Raw genomic sequence first — 19453 nt, 5'->3', positions numbered from 1 at the left:
CTCTGAAATAAATTAATTCGTCTTCCATATTTTGGTTTTAAGAATTTGCTTGACGTTCTAATTTTTCAATCAATAATGCTTTTGCATTTGTAAGCGCATAATCTTTAGCTTCTGCAAATGAAACGTTGTATTTTCGTTTAAGAGATTGAATATCTTTTGGTAAATCGTTTAAAAGTTTATCGTAATAAACATCTAACATTTCAGATGTTGGCATTTTGAAATCAATTTTTAACTGAAATCTTCTCAATAATGCAACATCAATAATATGTGGATGATTTGTTGCGGCTATCAACAACGAATTTTGTGGCAAATAATCAATTAATTGAATTACCGTGTTTACCAAACGACGCATTTCGCCAACATCTTTGTCGTCATTTCCACGCGCTTTTCCAATTTGGTCAAACTCATCCAAAAATAGAATCGCTTTTTCACGAGCAGCTTTATCAAAAAGCATTCGAATATTTTGTGAAGTTTCACCAATTCTTGATGAAACAATATTACTTAAATTCAAAATCAATATAGGTTTTCCGATTTCATTTGCAATTGCTTTTGCAGTTGTTGTTTTTCCACAACCTGAAAATCCATGCAACAAAATTTTATTATTGACAGGTAAATTATATTTACTCAATTCCTCTATATATCTATGTTCTTTGATAAGTTGTTTTACTTGAGCAAGATTTTGATCATCTAAAAAAACATCATTCAAAGAAATTTCTTCCTTATCGTCAACAATTAAATCGTAAATATTCATATCAATTTTACTTCAAGACTCAAAAATAAACTATTTTAATCCGAAAGCCGATTTTTAGCACAAAAAAAGCTTCAGATTTCTGAAGCTAAAATTTTAAACCGTCATATGAGAACTGATTGCAATTCTATTCCAAGCATTAATCGTGGTAATTGCAATAATGATAATCGCAATATAATTTTCAGAAAAAAGTGTTAATGCTTTTTGATAAGTTTCTTCTGATAAACCATGTTGACTAATATTTGTAATTTCTTCTGTCATCTCCAATATCACACGCTCTTCTTCTGTAAAAAGTGTCGTTTCTCGCCACGCATTCAACAAAAAAATACGTTGATTTGTTTCGCCTAATTTCATCGCGTCTTTGGTGTGCATATTAATACAAAAAGCACAACCATTGATTTGTGAAGCTTTGATTTTAATAAGTTCTAAATGTAATTTATCTAATTCAGAATTTGCTAAATAATTCTCTAGACCATACATTGCTTCGTAAGCTTTTGGTTCTAATTTTTGAATGTTTAATCGTGATTTCATTTCTTAATTTTTTACAAAGTTCGTTGATTATTTATTCAATAAAATTAAACTGGTTTAAGAAAACTCTTTCTTTCGGATTTCGCTTAAATATTCGGGTGTGAAACCTAAATAAGAAGCTAATAAATATTGCGGAACACGTTGTAAAAACTCAGGAAAATTTTTCTTGAAGTGAAGATAAAACTCCTCTTTCGAAAACTCTTTCAAATATTTGGAACGCATTTGAGCAGCAGCATTTGCTTTTTGATAAATTTGTTTGAAATACGAATTGAAAATAGGATGTTTTTCGCATAAAATTTCTTCGTTCGTTTTACTCATTTTCATAATAATTGCATTTTCTACAGCTTGAATATAAAACTCAGAACTTTGTTGATTAATGTAAGAAAACAAATCTGTCAACCACCAATTTTCGATAGCAAAATCAATGGTTTGTTCTACACCTTTTTCATTGATGAAAAATAATCGAATACATCCAGAAATAATAAAATAATTGTACGTACAAACTGTTCCAGCTTTATGAATCATTTCTTTTTTCTTCACCGAAAATTTCTCAAAATATTGGACTGAATCGTGAAATTCTTCTTCAGAAATTGAAGTGAAAATTTGAATATGTTTCTTTAACTGACCGAAAGAATTTTCCATTTTATAAGCTTAATATATTTCTCTTTAAAATTAATGATTAGTTTCCGAAAGGACTTAATTTAGTTTAAAATTAATCAGGTTTATAGTCAGAATTTGGAGTGCAATTTACTTGAAATGAATCGTCGAAAGAACATAAAAATAATCTATAAAGATTTGACATTTTTTTTTACTTTTACGAACCAAAAAATAACAATAATATGGCTTCAGGAATATTTGCAATTTTAGATGATATTGCAGCATTGATGGATGATGTAGCGGTTACAAGTAAAGTAGCAGCGAGTAAAACAGCAGGGATTTTAGGAGATGATTTGGCTGTAAATGCTGAGAAAGCAACGGGATTTTTATCTTCGCGCGAAATACCAGTTTTATGGGCAATAACAAAAGGCTCTTTTATCAATAAATTGATCATTGTTCCAATTGTTTTGACACTAAATCATTATATGCCAGAAGTGATAAAATATGTTTTGATTTTGGGAGGTTTTTATTTAGCTTTTGAAGGTGTAGAGAAAATAATCGAGTTTATTTTTCACCGTCCAAAAAAAGGTTCAGAAGTTATTCATGAAGATAAAGTAGAAGATAAGAAGCATGTTTCGGAAAAATCAAAAGTGAAATCTGCGATTATTACGGACTTTATCCTTTCGATAGAAATTGTGATTATTGCATTGAGTACAGTTTTGGAACAACCAATGTTGACACAAGTTTTTACAGTTTCGTTTATTGCAATTTTAGCAACCATTGGTGTTTACGGGATTGTAACCTTAATTGTTCGTATGGATGATGCAGGTTTTAAACTGATAAAAGCATCACACGACAAAGGAGCTGTTTCTAAATTAGGACATTTTTTGGTTGATGCATTACCATATGTGATCAAAATTTTAGGATTTGTAGGGACTGTTGCGCTTTTATTGGTTTCAGGCGGGATATTTGTTCATAACATCGATTATATTCATCATCATTTACCTACAGCAATTCCAATGATGATTAGCGAAGCTTTGATTGCTTTGATTGCAGGATTATTGGTTGTGGTACTTGTCACAATAGTTAAGAAAATAATAGGTTTAGCTAAAGGTTAGGAGATAGAATAGATTTCGAAAAGAATTGTTAACTATTTCGTATCTTTGAATAAAGATTTACAAATGGCAGATTATATCAGAATTCATCCAGAAAATCCACAAGAAAAAGCGATTGATCAAGTGGTTAAGATTTTACAAAATGGAGGTTTAATTATTTATCCTTCCGATACTGTGTATGGATTAGGATGTGATATTACGAATATTAAAGCAATGGAGAAACTTGCTCGATTGAAAGGTGTTAAACTTGAAAAATCTCATTTTTCTATTGTTTGTAATGATTTAAGCCATTTGTCACAATATACTTTACCAATTGATAACAGTACGTTCAAAATTTTGAAACGCGCTTTACCAGGTCCTTTTACATTTGTCATGAATGCATCGCGCAATTTACCTGTTGCTTACAAAGGTAAAAAAACGGTTGGTATTCGTGTTCCAGATCATGCTGTTCCGCAAATGATTGTCGAAAAATTAGGAAATCCTATTGCTTCAACTTCTATTTATGATGAAGATGAAATTGTAGAATATACAACAGATCCTGAATTGATTTTTGAAAAATGGGAGAAGCTTGTAGATGCTGTCATTGATAGTGGTTATGGAGATAATATTGCGTCTACTGTTGTTGATATGACGGATGGAGTAGAGGTTTTACGTGAAGGTAAGGGTGATATTGAAGATTATTTATAGGATTCAACATCAATAGCGTCCTAAATAAATTTAGGGCATAAAATATCCACCCACTTTAGTAGGATACAAGCTATAGTTGGACAAAATTTAAAATAGAACCCCTTGTTCCAATTTTGGAGGAGGTTTTTCTACTTCCTTTAGTGGATTATCAAGCCATTTTTGTAATTCAATCTTCACAAAAAGATTTAGTCTTATAAAAGCGACTAAATTGGATAAATGCCAATTGAATTTTGATTGCGCACGTAGTGCTTTAAGTATTAAAATAGTGATAAGCGCCGTCCATATTTGTATCATTACAGCGTTTTCCGAGGTTCCAACAAAGGTTTTTATATGTAAAAGTTGTTTTAAGTCTCTAAAGAATATCTCCACCATCCATCTACTTTTATAAAGCTCACTAATCGTATGAGCCGTCCAGGTAAACTGATTGGTAATAAGCTCTATGACTTGTTCGTTTTCTTGATCCCATACCGCTACACGCCTTAGTTTATTAGGGTATAGCTGTTTTGATTTTTCATTAGCCAAAGTAATGATTTCATCTTTCAGAACATTTTGATGCCTGTTCTTAGGTAATTCTAACTCCTTAATTGTCTCAAATTTCAAGTTATCCTTGTGTCTAATTACAAAGTATACTTGCTTGCTGTCCCAAATGTTTAACAGGCTAAAATCATTGTAAAATCGATCTGCAACAATAACACTACCCTTCAGCAAAGGAATGTCGTAAGCTCCTTTATTATCAGCTGTTTTACCATCGGTGATATTGATGTAAGCTGGTAGATTCCCATCAAAATCAAGAAGTGTATGCATTTTAACAGCTCCTTTGGTGGTCTTGTATTTTGCCCAATCAAAAATACTTAAGCATAGGGATATTGTGGTGGAGTCTAATAATAGGATTTTTGATTTTATGCGGAACTTTACCTGTTTAAACTTGGGGTGCTGTCCTAAACTTTGAAGCAAAGCAAAATAATATTCTTTAAATAGCTCATGGCTTCGGTTTTTATTCTGATAACTTATTGATGATTTAGAGGGCGCTTTAACTATACCAAGATGGTTTAGATTTCCCGTAGCAGATCGAAGGCCATTGCTTATATCACGAACAGACTTGCTACGTGCAAAATGACAAAATAGCATGGAAATCAAATGACTCCAACTGTCAAAACCTTTGTTGTGCTTATCCGTTTGCTTTTCGTTTACTAATTTTTTGAAATTTGAGCGGTTAAGTTTTGTTATTATCTGAGAAAACAATGTTATATTTACCATCAAGCGCGTGTTTTTTTTGGTGTCCAACTCAAAGATAATTTGAGATCCGAAATTTACGCGCTTTTTTTACGCTTTCTTTTAACGTTTAGGACGCTAATGATTCAACATTAATTATATAAAACCAAAAAAGGATTTCAATTGAAATCCTTTTTCTATACTAACTAATTGATAAAATTATTTATCAATCGAACCCATTACGCGTTGCATAAAAGTATTGGCAGCAGTACGCTCGTCCAATCCTTCTTCTTCCATCATTTGCTTCATTTCCATAGCTCCACAAATGTTAGAAATCATTTCTCCAATTACTTCTTGTTCTGGCTCCTTTACAGCTGGAGAATCAGCATAAACTTCCAAAACTTCTAAAGCTGTTTCCATTGCTTCAATAGAAACGTTTTTTGCTAAATTCTTAAATACCGGCAACTTCATTGATCAATTCTTTTACAGCATCAATTTTAGACGCAGTTACTTGTCCTACATTTTCTCCTCCTTTGAAAACCGCGAAAGTTGGTAAATTTGGAACTTCAGCTAATTTTCTTGATTCTACTAATTTTTCAGCATCAACATATAAAAACTCAGCTTGACCTTCATATTCAGCCGCTAATTTTTTGAATTTTGGTTTTACTAAACGGCAGTTTCCACACCATCCAGCACCATATTGTACAATTACTATATTGTTATCAGCAACTACTTGTGCTAAGTTATCTTGTTCTAATTCTGCAAACATTTTATTAATTTTTATAAGTTAAAAATTGGGTATAAAAAAGGCTGTCTAAGTGTTGAGCTTAGTGATTTTTATTGAAAATGAATTCGTTAAAATCTCCTGTCAAATTTTTTAGACAGCCTCTTCGTGAATTTTGAAAATCAAAAGATTTTCAAGTTATTTTTAGTGAGAAGCTAAGTAAGAAGCTACACCATCTTTAGTAGCGTTCATAGCATCTTTTCCTTCTTCCCAGTTTGCTGGACAAACTTCACCATATTTCTCAACGTGTAAAATTGCATCTAATAAACGTACATACTCATCGATGTTACGTCCTAATGGTAAATCGTTGATTGTTTCGTGACGAACAACACCATTTTTGTCGATGATGAAAGTACCACGGTAAGCAACTGGAGCTCCTTCAAATTTTAAAGAATCATTTTCTTCATTGTAAACATACTCACCAGCTAAAACTCCGTAATCCATAGCGATAGTTTTTGCTAAGTCAGCAACGATTGGGTAAGTAACACCTTCGATACCTCCGTTATCTTTTGCAGTGTTTAACCACGCTAAGTGAGTTTCTTCTGAATCACAAGAAGCAGCGATTACAACAGCATCTCTTTTTTCGAATTCAGCTAATTTAGCTTGGAATGCGTGTAATTCTGTTGGACAAACAAATGTAAAATCTTTTGGGTAGAAGAATAAAACGATGTTTTTCTCTCCGATTGGCATTGAAAAGTTTTCTACGATTTCGTCTCCATCAATTACTGCTGGCGCTGTGAATAAAGGCGCTTTTTTTCCTACTAATGACATAATTTTAATTTTTTATATTTTGTTTTTTACTTCTCGATGTGATAAAACTTGTAATAGTTTTTATCTCTTTTACTGATACAAATTTAGACTGATATTTTAAACTGTCCATATATTTTCAATTTCAAATATAGATTATACTATAAATTATATTTATGATATATGATTAATAATAATTATTGAGTTAATATTCTATTGAAATTCAATACAACAGCCTTTTTATCTTATTTATACGCTAATTTACGAAGATTATTTACCCTAAAGAATGATATTCATTATGTTGATGATTATTTAAAATGAATTAAATTTTATTTAAAAACGACTGTGATAATTATGATTTAATGATAAGTTCACAAGGCATAGAGAAAGATTAAGATATTAAAACGAAAAAGGTTAGTGAATTCACTAACCTTTTTCGTTTTATATTTTTTTAATTTTTCTTTCGATATAGGTATTAAAATTTTTTCCATCCATTGAAATTTCAAAAGCTGTGTTAACTTCATTATTTTCGAGTAGCGAGTAAATCAATCTAAATATGGGTTGATTGGGTTTTGTTTCACTCAGAAATGTAATCTTTTTTTCGGGATAAGTAATCGAATAATTGATAACATGACCTTCGTTATCAAAATAAATAGCTTTCGATAAATTTTTATTTTCATCTAAATAAACAACCAGTAAATCATCATATACTGTCATTTTTTTAGAATCTCGTGAAGGATATTCAGAATGACTTTTTCGGACAATAATATTGTTATTTAATTGATGACCAAAAGAAAAAGTTCCTTTTCCTTCGCCAGGTTTTCCAATACCAATTCCTCCCCAATTTCCAATTAACCAACCCCAGTTATTATTCGTTTGTGCGAATGCACAATTAGTAATATTTAGAAATAAAGTTTGGGTAATTAATCTTTTATAAATAATTTATATATCGTGTGTTATTTGTATTGCATAAAACAAACTTCGATTATTTCATCTTCATAATTACAGTTGCTAATTTCAACCGGAATATTATTAACACCAGATTTAACAGTTTATATAGCTGAATTTTTTGTGTAAATTTTTGAAGAATTCTTAAACTTAAATTAAAAAATACCTTTTTCATTCATCATTCCTCGATTGTTGATAGTAACTATATATTTACAATCACTCAATGTGTTATTTCAATTTGTTACATCTATTATAAAAGAACAAGAATAGTGTTTAATGTCATCATCTTGCCACAAACAAGATTGAAAACTTTTTAATTAAACGAAAAAACTAAATTTTATATACCTCATTAACATTGATTTGAGTTGTAAATAAACCGTAATTTACAAAAACAATTTCTTTTTTTATCTTATCAATTGTTCCAACACTAGACGAACCATGAATTTTGACACGATCACCAACTTTCAACGCATCAATTTTTTTCTGAGTAGCTGCTTTTTCTTTCTTTTCGATGACTTCTTTTTGTTGAGAAATTGTTTCTGAATTTTCTTTTAACTCGCGTTTAACTTCTTTCTCTACAATCTTTTCAATTTTCTTTAATCGTTGAACTTCTTTCGTTTTTTTCGAGTTTTCCATTTCAATTAATTTCAAGAAATTCGAAATCATTTGCTTTTTATTTTTCGTTTTCAAGTAAGAATCCGCCATGTCTGAAATACGTTCTCCAAGTTTCAAACGTTTTTGCTCGCGATCATATAATTGCTGAAAATCATATAGTTTTTGCTGAATTTTTTCATTCGTTTGCTCTAATTTTTCGTTGTGCTCAAGATTTGTTTCGCGCAACTCTTCAACATGATCTTTTGTTTTCTGAATTTCAAATTTTTCTTGTTGAAGTTTTAAAATAGTTTTATCCAAACTCACTTTTTCACGTTCAACTTTTTTCTTCGCACGATTAATCAAACGAAACGGAATTTTATTTTTCTCAGCAACCTCAAATGTAAATGAACTTCCGGCTTGTCCAATTTCCAAACGATAAAGTGGTTCCAATGTTTTTTTATCAAACAACATACAAGCATTTATCGCTTCTGGCAAACTTTCTGCGCTCAATTTGATATTTGTATAATGCGTCGTAAAAACACCGAAAGAATTACGTTCATAAAATTCTTCAAAGAAAACTTCGGCCAAAGCTCCACCCAATTCTGGATCAGAACCTGTCCCAAATTCATCAACTAACAATAATGTTTTATCGTCTGCATTCTTCAAGAAATAGGACATTTGTTTTAGACGATAACTGTATGTTGATAAATGATTTTCAATGGATTGATTATCTCCAATATCTGTGAAAATTTGATTAAAAAATCCAAATTGACTTTGATCTTTTACAGGAACTAAAACACCACTCTGAATCATAATTTGAAGTAAACCAATTGTTTTTAACGTAATTGATTTTCCTCCAGCATTTGGACCAGAAATAATGATAATTCGACAATCTTCGTTAATTTCTAAACTCTGCGGAATCGTTTTTTGAGCTTTTCTTTTATTGTTTAAAAATAAAACAGGATGATAAGCATCGACTAATTTGATAATTCGATTCTCAGAAAGTTGAGGTAAAATTCCATTAATCAAAAAAGCATAATTTGCTTTCGCTTGTGTAAAATCGATGTATTCTAAAAACGTTTGATATTCTTCAAGATTTGGTTTGTATTCTGCAATTTGAGCAGTTAAATCTAATAAAATCTGAATAACCAAATGTTTTTCTTCTTCTTTTAATTCTTCCCATTCACGACGAGGATTTTGTACACTTTCTGGCTCAATAAACGTAATCGATCCAGTTTTAGAAGTACCTAAAAATTGCCCTTTCACACGTTTTCTCAAAGCAGATTTAACGGCCAAAACGCGACGATTTCCAACAACAGATTCACGAATGTCATCCAAATAATCCGAATGATAAGACATCGATTTATTGAATAATTCGGTAATTCGTCCATTCAAATGACGCAAACGATCGCGTACAATTTTCAGTTCAGGACTTGCGTCGTCCTTGATTTCTCCAAATTTATTGAATACTTGATCGATTAATTTTATGATATTTTTTTCGTAAGTAATCGTTGAAGCTTTCTCAAACAAAACAGGTGCATATTCGTTGAAAGCTGTCAAATATTTCAAGATTTCTTTCACTTGAAGCGTATTTGCCTTGATTTTGAAGAATTCTTCTGCAGGCAAATAATAATTCTCAATTTCTAATCGGTTTAGATTTTCATCTAAAATATAATATTCTGAAAACGGAAAACGATTTCCCGTCTCGAAACTTGTTAAATATTCGTTTGTCGTTTGTAGATCTTGTACCAAAAGTTGGTGATCCTGATAAGGTTTTAAGTTAAAAATAAGTGCCTCAACCTTTTCTGTATAAGCAAATTCTGCGATTTCTTTTTGAACCGCATTAAATTCTAAATCTTTTAAAGTTTGTTCTGATATTTGCATTAACGCAAAATTACGGATAAAATTTCGACAAATTCAAAATCATGAAATACTTTGAAATCCGTGATTTTTTATGACCGATCAAAGTGAATGACATTAATTTTGACCTTATTAATATATGTCATTTGATCTGTGTTAGTATTTGCTTTGCTACTTCTGAAAACTGATTTTTTAGTTTCATTTGGTTTTAAATCAATAGTTAAAGTTTCGGAATTGATTGTCGGATTTGGATTTTTAAATTCAAAAGTTAATTTAACTTTTACTGAAAAATCCTTGTTTTTATTCTTCACTTCAGTGCTTATGTTGTATGTTCGGTCTGCATTATATATCATATCTGTATTCAAAACTTTTATATTATTTTCAATTTTCCGGCCTAAATCATAAGGATCATCATCAGCAAAATCTATACAAGAATTTAGTATAAAAAAGGGAATTAGGTAAAGAAACTTTTTCATAGAGGTTAAAATTGGTTAATTTTGTTTCTGTATAAATATATGAAAATGGATGTGAAATTAGATGCTTCTTGGAAAGAAGTTTTAAAGAATGAATTTGAAAAAGATTACTTTAAAATATTGACAGATTTTGTACGAAATGAGTATGAAACAAAAACAATATATCCTCCCGCATCCAAAATATTTTCTGCATTAGATTATACGCCTTTTGATGATGTTAAAGTGGTTTTGATTGGTCAAGATCCTTATCATGGGATTGGACAAGCAAATGGTTTGTCTTTTTCGGTTGTCGATGGAATTAAATTACCTCCAAGTTTGCAAAATATTTATAAAGAGTTGAATGATGATTTAGGAATAAGAATTTCTACTTCTGGAAATTTGGAAACATGGGCTAAACAAGGTGTATTATTATTAAATGCAACATTGACGGTTGAAGCTTCTAAGGCAGGTTCGCACCAGAAAAAAGGTTGGGAAATATTTACAGATGCTGTAATACAGAAGCTTTCTGATCAAAAAGAAAATTTAGTTTTTATACTTTGGGGAGCTTATGCTCAAAAAAAAGGAGCAAAAATTGACCGAAATAAGCATGTTGTTATAGAATCTGCTCATCCTTCTCCATTAGGAGCTTACAGAGGTTTTTGGGGAAGTAAACCTTTTTCGAAAACTAATAATTTTTTGAAAAGTAAGAATCTACAACCTATAAATTGGGAAATCAAAAGTAAATAATTTACATCGCCATAATTTTTTGTAAATAAGAATTAAAAGCTGTTGGGGTGTTTACGTTTATATACGGAACTTTTTCGGTTATTTTTTCTTTTAGAATAGTATAAGTAGCTACAAAAATGGTAACATTTGGAAGATTTTTCGTGATTGATTCGAGATAAATTTCAAGAGAAGTGGAATCATAATTTTTAGAGATATAAATAAAAATATGTGTTATTTGAGTATTTTCAATACATTCTAAAATAGAATTTAAACTCTGATTTTCCCCTAAATAAATTCCTTTTTCGTTATTAATTTTTAAAAGAAGATGAGTATAAATTAATTCTAAATCTTCATTTTCTTTTTCAGGTAAAAATAAAAGCCATTTACGAGAATTTTGATCTGAATATGGAATTGATTTAATCAAATAAAAAAGATGTTTTCTAATTAGGTTTTTAGAAAACGAAATAACCGATTCTTGAATAGTATACTTTTCCATAATGATAGACATTTTGCTTAAAAAAGGAAAAACAATATCTATACAACATTTTTCGATTCCAATTTTATTGAAACAAAGTGTAAGAATAGCGTCAAAGAAACGTGTATCATATGAAAAACAAGAACAGATTAATAACACAATAATTGGTTCATAACTTTTGTTTTTCTGGATATAATTTTGAATTTCAAATTCGGATAAAAGTTGTATTTCTGAAAGTGATTTTACACTTAAATTTTCTACTGTATATTTTTTGTTTGATTCAATTAAAAAAGAAATAATAATAACTTTTTTTAAGTGATCGTGGTTAAATAATGAATTTTTATCAATCTTATCCTCGTTAAACAATTTGAACTTTTTATCCCATAAAACAATCATTTGTTCATCTAGTCTTGACAGATCTGATAGATCTTTTAGAGAATAAGTATTCATAAGTAGAATTCTAAAATAGTTCTCTTTAAAGTTAATAATATATTGTAAATAAATCAATATAAATTATAGTGATTTATTAATAAAACATTAATATTTTATTGAATATGATAATTTTATCTGCACGAAAAACATTGAAATTTATGTTATCTTAGCAAGAGTCATAAAAAATCAAAATCACAAATAAATGTCACAAATTACTCAAGAAGAAAAGAAAGAAAAGTTTGTACATCCAATACAAGAAGTATACACTCCTAAAAACAAAGTACGTATTGTAACTGCTGCTGCTTTGTTTGATGGGCATGATGCGTCGATTAATATTATGCGTCGCATTATTCAAGCAACGGGTTGCGAGGTAATCCATTTAGGTCACGATAAATCGGTTGAAGATGTTGTAAATACTGCGATACAAGAAGATGCAAATGCAATTGCAATGACATCTTATCAAGGAGGTCACAACGAATATTTCAAATATATGTACGATTTGCTTCAAGAAAAAGGAGCGGGTCATATCCGCATCGTTGGAGGTGGAGGTGGAGTAATTTTACCGTCAGAAATTAAAGAGTTGATGGATTACGGAATTACACGTTTATACTCTCCTGATGATGGTCGCGAATTAGGTTTGCAAGGAATGATTAATGATATGGTGGAGAAAGCAGATTTTCCGACAGGGCCATTAGAATTGCCAGAAGGAAAAGATGTTTATCAATCATTAGAAGATAAAGATATCACGACGATTGCGCGACTAATTTCGTTGGCAGAAAATCGTGAAGAAGATTTTTTGAAGGCATTTGATTTCGATAAAGTAGCTGATAAATCTGCACCGGTTTTAGGAATTACGGGAACAGGAGGAGCAGGAAAATCGTCTATGGTAGATGAATTAGTGCGTCGTTTTTTGATTGATTTTCCAGAAAAATCAATTGCTTTGGTTTCTGTCGATCCATCAAAAAAGAAAACGGGTGGTGCTTTGTTAGGAGATCGTATTCGAATGAATTCTATCAACAATCCTCGTGTTTATATGCGTTCGCTGGCTACTCGTCAATCAAATTTAGCGTTATCGAAATATGTGGAGGAAGCGATTCAGGTGTTGAAAGCTGCGAAATATGATTTGATTATTTTAGAAACTTCTGGAATTGGTCAGTCAGATACCGAAATTTTAGATCATTCTGATGCTTCATTGTATATCATGACGCCAGAATTTGGTGCTGCAACGCAATTAGAGAAGATTGATATGTTAGATTTTGCTGACATTGTGGCGATTAATAAATTCGATAAACGTGGTGCGTTAGATGCCTTACGCGATGTAAAAAAACAATACCAACGTAATCATAATCTTTGGGATATAAATCCTGATGAAATGCCTGTTTTTGGAACAATTGCTTCACAATTTAACGATCCAGGAACCAATCAATTATACCAATCAATCATTGATAAAGTGGTTGAAAAAACAAATGCAGATTTGAAATCTTCTTTTCAAATTACAAAAGAAATGTCAGAGAAAATCTTTGTTATTCCACCATCAAGAACGCGTTATTTATCAGAGATTGCTGAAAATAATCGTGGATATGATGTTCGTGCAAATGCACAGAGAGATGTAGCTCAAAAACTATATGGTTTCTTTAAAACAATTGAAACACTTTCTGGAAAAAAGCCAACAATTTCTCAACACGGAATTGATATTTCTGGAACTGAAAATGCAGATTTAGTTAAAATTCTTTTAGCTGAATTTGATAAATTAAAAATGAATTTAGATCCTTTCAACTGGGAAGTAATCACGACTTGGGACGAAAAGGTAAACAAATATAAAAATCCAGTTTATACATTTAAAGTGCGTGATAAAGAAATTAAAATTCAGACACATTCTGAGTCTTTATCGCATTTACAAATCCCTAAAATTGCATTGCCAAAGTACGAAGCTTGGGGCGATATTTTACGTTGGGTTTTACAAGAAAACGTACCGGGTGAGTTTCCTTTTACTTCGGGATTATATCCATTTAAACGTGAAGGTGAGGATCCAACGCGTATGTTTGCGGGTGAAGGTGGACCAGAGCGTACCAATCGTCGTTTCCATTATGTATCGAAAGGAATGCCAGCAAAGCGTTTGTCTACAGCGTTTGATTCGGTAACTTTGTATGGAAATGATCCAGGTCATCGTCCTGATATTTACGGAAAAATTGGTAATGCTGGAGTTTCGATTTGTTGTTTAGATGATGCGAAGAAATTATATTCTGGTTTCGATTTATCACATCCAGCTACTTCGGTTTCTATGACGATTAACGGTCCTGCGCCTATGTTGTTAGGTTTCTTTATGAATGCCGCAATTGATCAAAATTGTGAAAAATACATCAAAGAAAATGGTTTAGAAACTGAAATTGAAGCAAAAATCAAAGCTATTTACGAAGACAAAGGTTTGGAAAGACCTCGTTATAATGGCGATTTACCAGAAGGAAATGATGGTTTGGGGTTAATGCTTTTGGGTGTAACTGGTGATCAGGTTTTACCTGCAGAAGTTTATGCTGAAATTAAGAAAAATACGTTAGCTCAGGTTCGTGGAACTGTTCAGGCAGATATTTTAAAAGAAGACCAAGCACAAAATACGTGTATTTTCTCAACAGAATTTGCGTTGCGTTTAATGGGCGATGTGCAAGAATATTTCATCAATCAAAATGTACGTAATTTTTATTCGGTTTCTATTTCGGGTTACCATATTGCTGAAGCAGGAGCGAATCCTATTACGCAGTTAGCGTTTACGTTAGCTAACGGATTTACGTATGTTGAGTATTATTTATCTCGCGGAATGGATATCAATGCGTTTGGGCCAAACTTATCGTTTTTCTTCTCCAATGGTATCGATCCAGAATATTCAGTAATTGGTCGTGTGGCGCGTAAAATTTGGGCAAAAGCCTTGAAAAATAAATACGGAGCTAACGAACGTGCACAAATGTTGAAATACCATATTCAAACTTCGGGTCGATCGTTACACGCGCAAGAAATTGATTTCAACGATATTCGTACGACGTTGCAAGCTTTATATGCGATTTACGACAACTGTAACTCGTTACATACCAATGCGTACGATGAAGCAATTACAACGCCAACAGAAGAATCGGTTCGCCGTGCAATGGCTATTCAGTTGATTATCAATAAAGAATTAGGTTTAGCGAAGAACGAAAATCCAATTCAAGGTTCATTTATAATTGAAGAATTAACGGATTTAGTAGAAGAAGCAGTTTTACAAGAATTTGATCGTATTACAGAACGTGGTGGCGTTTTAGGAGCGATGGAAACGATGTATCAACGTTCTAAAATTCAGGAAGAATCATTGTATTACGAAACATTGAAACACAACGGAACGTTCCCAATTATTGGTGTAAATACGTTCTTAAGTTCAAAAGGTTCGCCAACAGTGGTTCCTGCGGAGGTTATTCGTGCAACAGAAGAGGAAAAACAATTTCAAATTAAAACTAAAGAAAACTTGAATAAAATTAATGAACAACAAGCTGAAAGTGCATTAGAAACTGCACAACAAGCGGCTATTAACAATCAAAATATTTTTGAAGTGTTGATGGAAGCAACCAAAGTTTGTTCATTAGGACAAATCACTTCTGCCTTATTCGAAGTAGGCGGACAGTACCGTAGAAATATGTAATTTTTTTATTAATAATACTTTAACAGCCTCATCTTTTGATGGGGTTGTTTTCTTTTAAAAATACTTATAAACTAATATGAAAAAAAATGTAATTGTAGCTTTATTCACCTTGTTAGCAATGCCAAGTTTTGCACAAAAAGTTTTACATACCAATGAAAAAATGCTTGAAATAAAAGTAAATGGTAAAATATCAAGCAAATCTTGGGCTATTAATTCTAAAATTAAGCCAGATGTTTTTATGGCAGAAGTTTCAAATGAAAAGAGTGAAGTGATTTATTCTGATGGAAAGAATAATCTTTCTTTTGATTTAAAAAAAGGTGAAACGATTGATTTTTTAATCATTCAGAATAAGAAAGATACCGCTTATCAACGTATTATTGGAATTGCACCTAACGTAAATTTTACAAAAGATTATATCAATAAATATAAAGGAAAAACTGAAGTTGCGATTCCGGAAGTGAGTGAATTGGTCAATATTTTAATGGCTTTGCATCCCGATGCTGAGAAAGAAATTAATATGTTTGACACCAAAACAGAATATTATAAACAAGTAAAAGAGTACTTTAAGCCTTATTTGAATCATCCTGCGATAGATACGATTAAAAAATATATTACAGATTTACAGTATATTGAGGATTACAAAGGAAATATGTTTTCTAATACAAGTTATCGCTATTATTATGCCTTGAAAATGAATGCTTGTGCATATAATTTTGATAAAAACGGAGAGATTAAAAATAATGGAAACATAGGTCAAATGGCAAAAGGCTGGTATACGTTTGATCCGATGAAAGATGCAAAAGTGTTCCAAGATTTTGCAAAAGTGAGTAATTTTAGAGTATTCTATAAGAACAACCAACCGTATTATACAGAACTTTTGCAAAGGTATAATCAATTAAATCCAATTCAGAAAATGCAAAATTGGTTGGATAAAAAGTTCGGATTTGGTTATGGTTCATACGCAGTATATTTTTCGCCGTTAATTTATGGAGCGCATTCTACATCGCGTTTTGAGGATAACGGATTTACACAAACTATTATGTTCATTGCTCGTGCAGATTTTGATTCAAAATTGACTCCTACGCAAAATGAATTGTTAGAATCACGTGTTGTATTTACTGAAATCGATCATAATTATGTAAATCCTGTTTCTGATAAATATGTGAAACAAATCAATGAAGCATTGTCAAATCGTAAAAAGTGGGCGAAACCTACAATAACTGATATGTATGAATCACCTTACAAGGTTTTTAACGAATACATGACTTTTGCTGTTTATATATTATATGTTCATGATAATTATAGCAAAACAGATTTGGATAAATATTTGCCAGAATTGAATGGAATGATGAGTAATATGAGAGGTTTTGCGAAATTTACAGATTTTAATCAAGTAATGCTTGCAAAGTACAAAGAAAATCCATCAATTAATATGACTGATTTATATGAATATATGCTTGATTGGTGTAAAAAAGAGAATGAAATAGATTAGTTTTTTATACAAATAATAGATTTTTTTAATTTCAAACATGAAAAATTTCCTACTCAAAAAAGATATACAAATTTCTGCAAAACGATATTTTATCGATGCAATGGGCGCAATGGCTTATGGTTTATTTGCGACTTTATTGGTTGGTACAATTTTGAAAACTATTGGTGAAGAGTTAGATATTTCTTTTTTAACTGATATTGTTTGGCCAGTTGCGAATCAAGCGACAGGACCTGCGATAGCATTGGCTATTGCTTATAGTTTACGAGCACCTCAATTGGTGTTATTTTCGTCAGCAGTTATAGGAATTGCAGCATATCAATTAGGTGGACCTTTAGGTGTTTTTATAGCGACAATTGTAGCGGTTGAAGTGGGAAAAATGGTAGCAGGCGAAACACGTATAGATATTGTAATTACACCGATTATTACTGTTTTGGTTGGAGTAATCTTAGCACAAATCATTGGTCCTTCTGTTCAACAAATGATGAAATGGATTGGTGAAATAATTATATTATCAACCGATTCTAATCCTTTGATAATGGGAGTTGTAATTGCTGTAATTGTCGGTATGGTTTTGACTTTACCAATTTCATCAGCTGCTTTGTGTCTAATGTTAGAATTAGACGGTTCAGCAGCTGGAGCTGCAACAATAGGTTGTTGTGCACAAATGATTGGATTTGCTACAATCAGTTTTAAGGATAATGGTTTGAAAGGTGTTTTAGCACAAGGATTAGGGACAAGTATGTTACAGGTTCCGAACATTTATAAAAATTGGAAAATTTGGATTCCACCAACTTTAGCTTCAGTGATTATAGGTCCAATTGGAATTATTTATTTCAATATGGAAAATACAGCTCTAGAATCGGGGATGGGTTCTTGTGGTTTGGTTGGACAAATAGGAACTTTCAATGCCATGAAATCTAAATATGATACTTCATATATTTTAACTTCAATATTAATTTTGCAAATCATTGCTCCAGCAATTATTTCATATTTAATTTACATTTTCATGAAAAAGAAAAACTGGATAAAAGATGGTGATATGAAGTTGGGGTAAATAAAAAATCGGTTGGATAATTCCAACCGATTTTTTATTTAGTTTATACAATATTGATTATTGTAATTTCGAAAAATCAATTTGTGGTGCAGTTTGTTTGTTATCAAACTTGAAAGCTGTTCCAGGTTGTTCAATTTCATTAAAAAAGCCTCCCATCTTCAAGAAATATCCAGTAGATGTTGTTCCTCCAGTTGCATCAATACGTTGATTTGCTTTATAAGTTGCATCAACAGTTAATTTTGCTCCATTTACTTTTTTCCATTCTCCATCATAAACCCATTGATTGTTGAAGTTTACTTTTCTAGTTAAGTAACCTTGTGTTGGCATAAAATTTTCTAGGAAAGAGTGAAATCTTTTTAGGTATGTATTTGTTTTAGGGCGTTTAAAGCTTGCGATGATTTGCCAATTATTCGTTTCTGGCATAAAAAACCAAGCTGTATAAGTTGTCGAATTATCACCATTTGGAACACCTTTCAATAAGAATTTATACGTTGTATCGGCTTTCCAATTGTATTTCATATAACTTTGTCCACCAGAACCTTCGTTACCGAATTCTCCTGTTTTCACATTGTCTCCTTTCTTTAACAAAACGATTTTTTCATCATCAGGAATACTTTTTGGGTCATCAGTTACGAAAGGACTCCAAACTGAAAACAAAATACGTCTTTCCGTTTCTGAATTAGCTTGAATTCCGAAATATCCTTCTCCAAAACCGTTTGCCATATAATAAGAACCAATTATATCAGCGTCTTTTGGTACAACGATTTCATTGTAGTAATATGAAACATTTTTATCAGAAGGAATTTCATAGGCTAAATGGCAAGAAGGTCCACGTCTCGCCCAATAATAGTACTGCGGATCGTTGCTATAAATAATTCCGTTGTCTACAGCAGTTCCACTAACTATAAAATCTGTAATAGCAATTTCGCCTTTCAATCCGCTTAAATCAACAGAAACATAACCCGGTTTTGAAATAGCGAATGTACCTACAGAAATAGTTTTATCAGTAGATTTCCAATTGTATTTTTTTGTTTTTTTATTGAAACCAACATTTAATTGAGCGTCATTTTTAGCTTCACCCTTTAATTGAATATTAACATTTCCAGTTCCTAAAACTTTGAAATACGTTTTTGTTACATTTTTAGTTTGTGGAGAAATTAAAGCATCCACTTTTGTAACTGTAGATGATGATCCTTCTTTATGACCGACTTCAAAAGCATTTCCAACCAAAGGAATGTCATAAGTTTTTGTTTGTTGAGCGATTACATTTCCTCCAACCAAAACGGAAAGAGAGAATAAGATGTAATGAATTGTTTTCATGGTGTTAATTTAATTTAT

At 31.3% G+C, this 19453-nt stretch carries 18 protein-coding genes; 6 read left to right on the top strand and 12 right to left on the bottom strand.

What is annotated here, in order from left to right; translation table 11 throughout:
* Window positions 1–37 precede the first annotated feature (37 nt).
* The 3 genes from B3I31_RS13980 to B3I31_RS13970 all read right to left on the bottom strand — a co-directional run bounded on the left by B3I31_RS13980 (window position 38) and on the right by B3I31_RS13970 (window position 1918).
* Window positions 38–751: an AAA family ATPase gene (locus tag B3I31_RS13980; RefSeq protein ID WP_115000956.1), complete on the bottom strand. Its 714-nt coding sequence runs from the start codon at window positions 749–751 to the stop codon at window positions 38–40.
* Between the two features lie 93 nt (window positions 752–844).
* Entirely contained in the window at window positions 845–1279 is a 435-nt protein-coding gene (locus B3I31_RS13975; protein WP_286495181.1) for a carboxymuconolactone decarboxylase family protein, read from the bottom strand.
* 54 nt (window positions 1280–1333) lie between these two features.
* A complete protein-coding gene (locus B3I31_RS13970) occupies window positions 1334–1918 on the bottom strand; it encodes a Crp/Fnr family transcriptional regulator (RefSeq protein ID WP_286495180.1) in 585 nt (194 codons plus the stop codon).
* A gap of 197 nt (window positions 1919–2115) precedes the next feature.
* Here B3I31_RS13970 and B3I31_RS13965 point away from each other — a divergent pair, with 197 nt between their 5' ends.
* Together B3I31_RS13965 and B3I31_RS13960 are read left to right on the top strand one after the other, a co-directional pair.
* Entirely contained in the window at window positions 2116–2991 is an 876-nt protein-coding gene (locus B3I31_RS13965) for a DUF808 family protein (RefSeq protein ID WP_286495179.1), read from the top strand.
* 63 nt (window positions 2992–3054) lie between these two features.
* A complete protein-coding gene (locus tag B3I31_RS13960; RefSeq protein WP_219034359.1) occupies window positions 3055–3675 on the top strand; it encodes an L-threonylcarbamoyladenylate synthase in 621 nt (206 codons plus the stop codon).
* An 87-nt stretch (window positions 3676–3762) separates the two neighbouring features.
* On the opposite strand, the gene B3I31_RS13955 is transcribed toward B3I31_RS13960, so the two are convergent.
* The 7 genes from B3I31_RS13955 to B3I31_RS13925 all read right to left on the bottom strand — a co-directional run bounded on the left by B3I31_RS13955 (window position 3763) and on the right by B3I31_RS13925 (window position 10296).
* Window positions 3763–4935, bottom strand: a complete 1173-nt coding sequence (locus B3I31_RS13955; RefSeq protein ID WP_225542925.1) for an IS4 family transposase — start codon at window positions 4933–4935, stop codon at window positions 3763–3765.
* Window positions 4936–5106: 171 nt separating this feature from the next.
* Window positions 5107–5358, bottom strand: coding sequence for a DUF6952 family protein (locus tag B3I31_RS13950; protein ID WP_038336694.1), 252 nt, complete (start codon window positions 5356–5358; stop codon window positions 5107–5109).
* Window positions 5339–5656 carry a thioredoxin family protein gene (locus B3I31_RS13945; RefSeq protein WP_286495177.1) on the bottom strand — a complete coding sequence of 106 codons (318 nt, stop codon included), beginning with the start codon at window positions 5654–5656 and terminating at the stop codon, window positions 5339–5341. The genes B3I31_RS13950 and B3I31_RS13945 overlap by 20 nt, the downstream gene beginning before the upstream one ends.
* A 159-nt stretch (window positions 5657–5815) precedes the next feature.
* Window positions 5816–6442, bottom strand: coding sequence for a peroxiredoxin (locus B3I31_RS13940; protein ID WP_038336698.1), 627 nt, complete (start codon window positions 6440–6442; stop codon window positions 5816–5818).
* Between the two features lie 417 nt (window positions 6443–6859).
* Window positions 6860–7135, bottom strand: a complete 276-nt coding sequence (locus B3I31_RS13935; protein ID WP_219034361.1) for a hypothetical protein — start codon at window positions 7133–7135, stop codon at window positions 6860–6862.
* A 561-nt stretch (window positions 7136–7696) separates the two neighbouring features.
* Window positions 7697–9844: an endonuclease MutS2 gene (locus tag B3I31_RS13930; protein WP_286495176.1), complete on the bottom strand. Its 2148-nt coding sequence runs from the start codon at window positions 9842–9844 to the stop codon at window positions 7697–7699.
* A 68-nt stretch (window positions 9845–9912) separates the two neighbouring features.
* On the bottom strand, window positions 9913–10296 hold the full coding sequence (locus B3I31_RS13925; RefSeq protein ID WP_115000084.1) for a DUF5004 domain-containing protein: 384 nt from the start codon (window positions 10294–10296) through the stop codon (window positions 9913–9915).
* A gap of 45 nt (window positions 10297–10341) precedes the next feature.
* Here B3I31_RS13925 and B3I31_RS13920 point away from each other — a divergent pair, with 45 nt between their 5' ends.
* Window positions 10342–11019: a uracil-DNA glycosylase gene (locus tag B3I31_RS13920; RefSeq protein ID WP_219034364.1), complete on the top strand. Its 678-nt coding sequence runs from the start codon at window positions 10342–10344 to the stop codon at window positions 11017–11019.
* Window position 11020: 1 nt separating this feature from the next.
* Here B3I31_RS13920 and B3I31_RS13915 read toward each other — a convergent pair whose 3' ends face one another.
* Window positions 11021–11923 carry a hypothetical protein gene (locus tag B3I31_RS13915; RefSeq protein WP_280049674.1) on the bottom strand — a complete coding sequence of 301 codons (903 nt, stop codon included), beginning with the start codon at window positions 11921–11923 and terminating at the stop codon, window positions 11021–11023.
* Between the two features lie 184 nt (window positions 11924–12107).
* On the opposite strand from B3I31_RS13915, the gene B3I31_RS13910 reads away from it, so the two are divergent.
* From B3I31_RS13910 to B3I31_RS13900, 3 genes are all read left to right on the top strand, one after another.
* Window positions 12108–15569 (top strand): methylmalonyl-CoA mutase family protein, encoded by a 3462-nt coding sequence (locus tag B3I31_RS13910; protein WP_291049238.1) that lies wholly within the window; start codon window positions 12108–12110, stop codon window positions 15567–15569.
* A gap of 76 nt (window positions 15570–15645) precedes the next feature.
* Window positions 15646–17061 carry a DUF4932 domain-containing protein gene (locus tag B3I31_RS13905; RefSeq protein ID WP_291049241.1) on the top strand — a complete coding sequence of 472 codons (1416 nt, stop codon included), beginning with the start codon at window positions 15646–15648 and terminating at the stop codon, window positions 17059–17061.
* A 37-nt stretch (window positions 17062–17098) separates the two neighbouring features.
* Complete coding sequence (locus B3I31_RS13900) at window positions 17099–18115, top strand: PTS transporter subunit IIC (RefSeq protein ID WP_286495173.1); 1017 nt, start codon at window positions 17099–17101, stop codon at window positions 18113–18115.
* Window positions 18116–18172: 57 nt separating this feature from the next.
* Here B3I31_RS13900 and B3I31_RS13895 read toward each other — a convergent pair whose 3' ends face one another.
* Window positions 18173–19435, bottom strand: coding sequence for a DUF3472 domain-containing protein (locus B3I31_RS13895; protein WP_286495172.1), 1263 nt, complete (start codon window positions 19433–19435; stop codon window positions 18173–18175).
* Window positions 19436–19453: the final 18 nt, after the last annotated feature.

The sequence above is a fragment of the Empedobacter sp. UBA3475 genome (assembly GCF_002378465.1).
GTDB lineage: Bacteria > Bacteroidota > Bacteroidia > Flavobacteriales > Weeksellaceae > Empedobacter > Empedobacter falsenii_B.
This window is presented reverse-complemented; position numbering and strand designations above follow the sequence as displayed.

Bases quoted from the DNA above. Each gene is read 5' to 3' on its own strand.
- B3I31_RS13925 (WP_115000084.1), bottom strand. From the start codon at position 10,296: ATGAAAAAGTTTCTTTACCTAATTCCCTTTTTTATACTAAATTCTTGT.
- B3I31_RS13900 (WP_286495173.1), top strand. From the start codon at position 17,099: ATGAAAAATTTCCTACTCAAAAAAGATATACAAATTTCTGCAAAACGA.
- B3I31_RS13910 (WP_291049238.1), top strand. From the start codon at position 12,108: ATGTCACAAATTACTCAAGAAGAAAAGAAAGAAAAGTTTGTACATCCA.
- B3I31_RS13930 (WP_286495176.1), bottom strand. From the start codon at position 9,844: ATGCAAATATCAGAACAAACTTTAAAAGATTTAGAATTTAATGCGGTT.
- B3I31_RS13945 (WP_286495177.1), bottom strand. From the start codon at position 5,656: ATGTTTGCAGAATTAGAACAAGATAACTTAGCACAAGTAGTTGCTGAT.
- B3I31_RS13980 (WP_115000956.1), bottom strand. From the start codon at position 751: ATGAATATTTACGATTTAATTGTTGACGATAAGGAAGAAATTTCTTTG.
- B3I31_RS13920 (WP_219034364.1), top strand. From the start codon at position 10,342: ATGGATGTGAAATTAGATGCTTCTTGGAAAGAAGTTTTAAAGAATGAA.
- B3I31_RS13960 (WP_219034359.1), top strand. From the start codon at position 3,055: ATGGCAGATTATATCAGAATTCATCCAGAAAATCCACAAGAAAAAGCG.
- B3I31_RS13970 (WP_286495180.1), bottom strand. From the start codon at position 1,918: ATGGAAAATTCTTTCGGTCAGTTAAAGAAACATATTCAAATTTTCACT.
- B3I31_RS13965 (WP_286495179.1), top strand. From the start codon at position 2,116: ATGGCTTCAGGAATATTTGCAATTTTAGATGATATTGCAGCATTGATG.
- B3I31_RS13905 (WP_291049241.1), top strand. From the start codon at position 15,646: ATGAAAAAAAATGTAATTGTAGCTTTATTCACCTTGTTAGCAATGCCA.
- B3I31_RS13895 (WP_286495172.1), bottom strand. From the start codon at position 19,435: ATGAAAACAATTCATTACATCTTATTCTCTCTTTCCGTTTTGGTTGGA.
- B3I31_RS13975 (WP_286495181.1), bottom strand. From the start codon at position 1,279: ATGAAATCACGATTAAACATTCAAAAATTAGAACCAAAAGCTTACGAA.
- B3I31_RS13940 (WP_038336698.1), bottom strand. From the start codon at position 6,442: ATGTCATTAGTAGGAAAAAAAGCGCCTTTATTCACAGCGCCAGCAGTA.
- B3I31_RS13915 (WP_280049674.1), bottom strand. From the start codon at position 11,923: ATGAATACTTATTCTCTAAAAGATCTATCAGATCTGTCAAGACTAGAT.
- B3I31_RS13950 (WP_038336694.1), bottom strand. From the start codon at position 5,358: ATGAAGTTGCCGGTATTTAAGAATTTAGCAAAAAACGTTTCTATTGAA.
- B3I31_RS13935 (WP_219034361.1), bottom strand. From the start codon at position 7,135: ATGACAGTATATGATGATTTACTGGTTGTTTATTTAGATGAAAATAAA.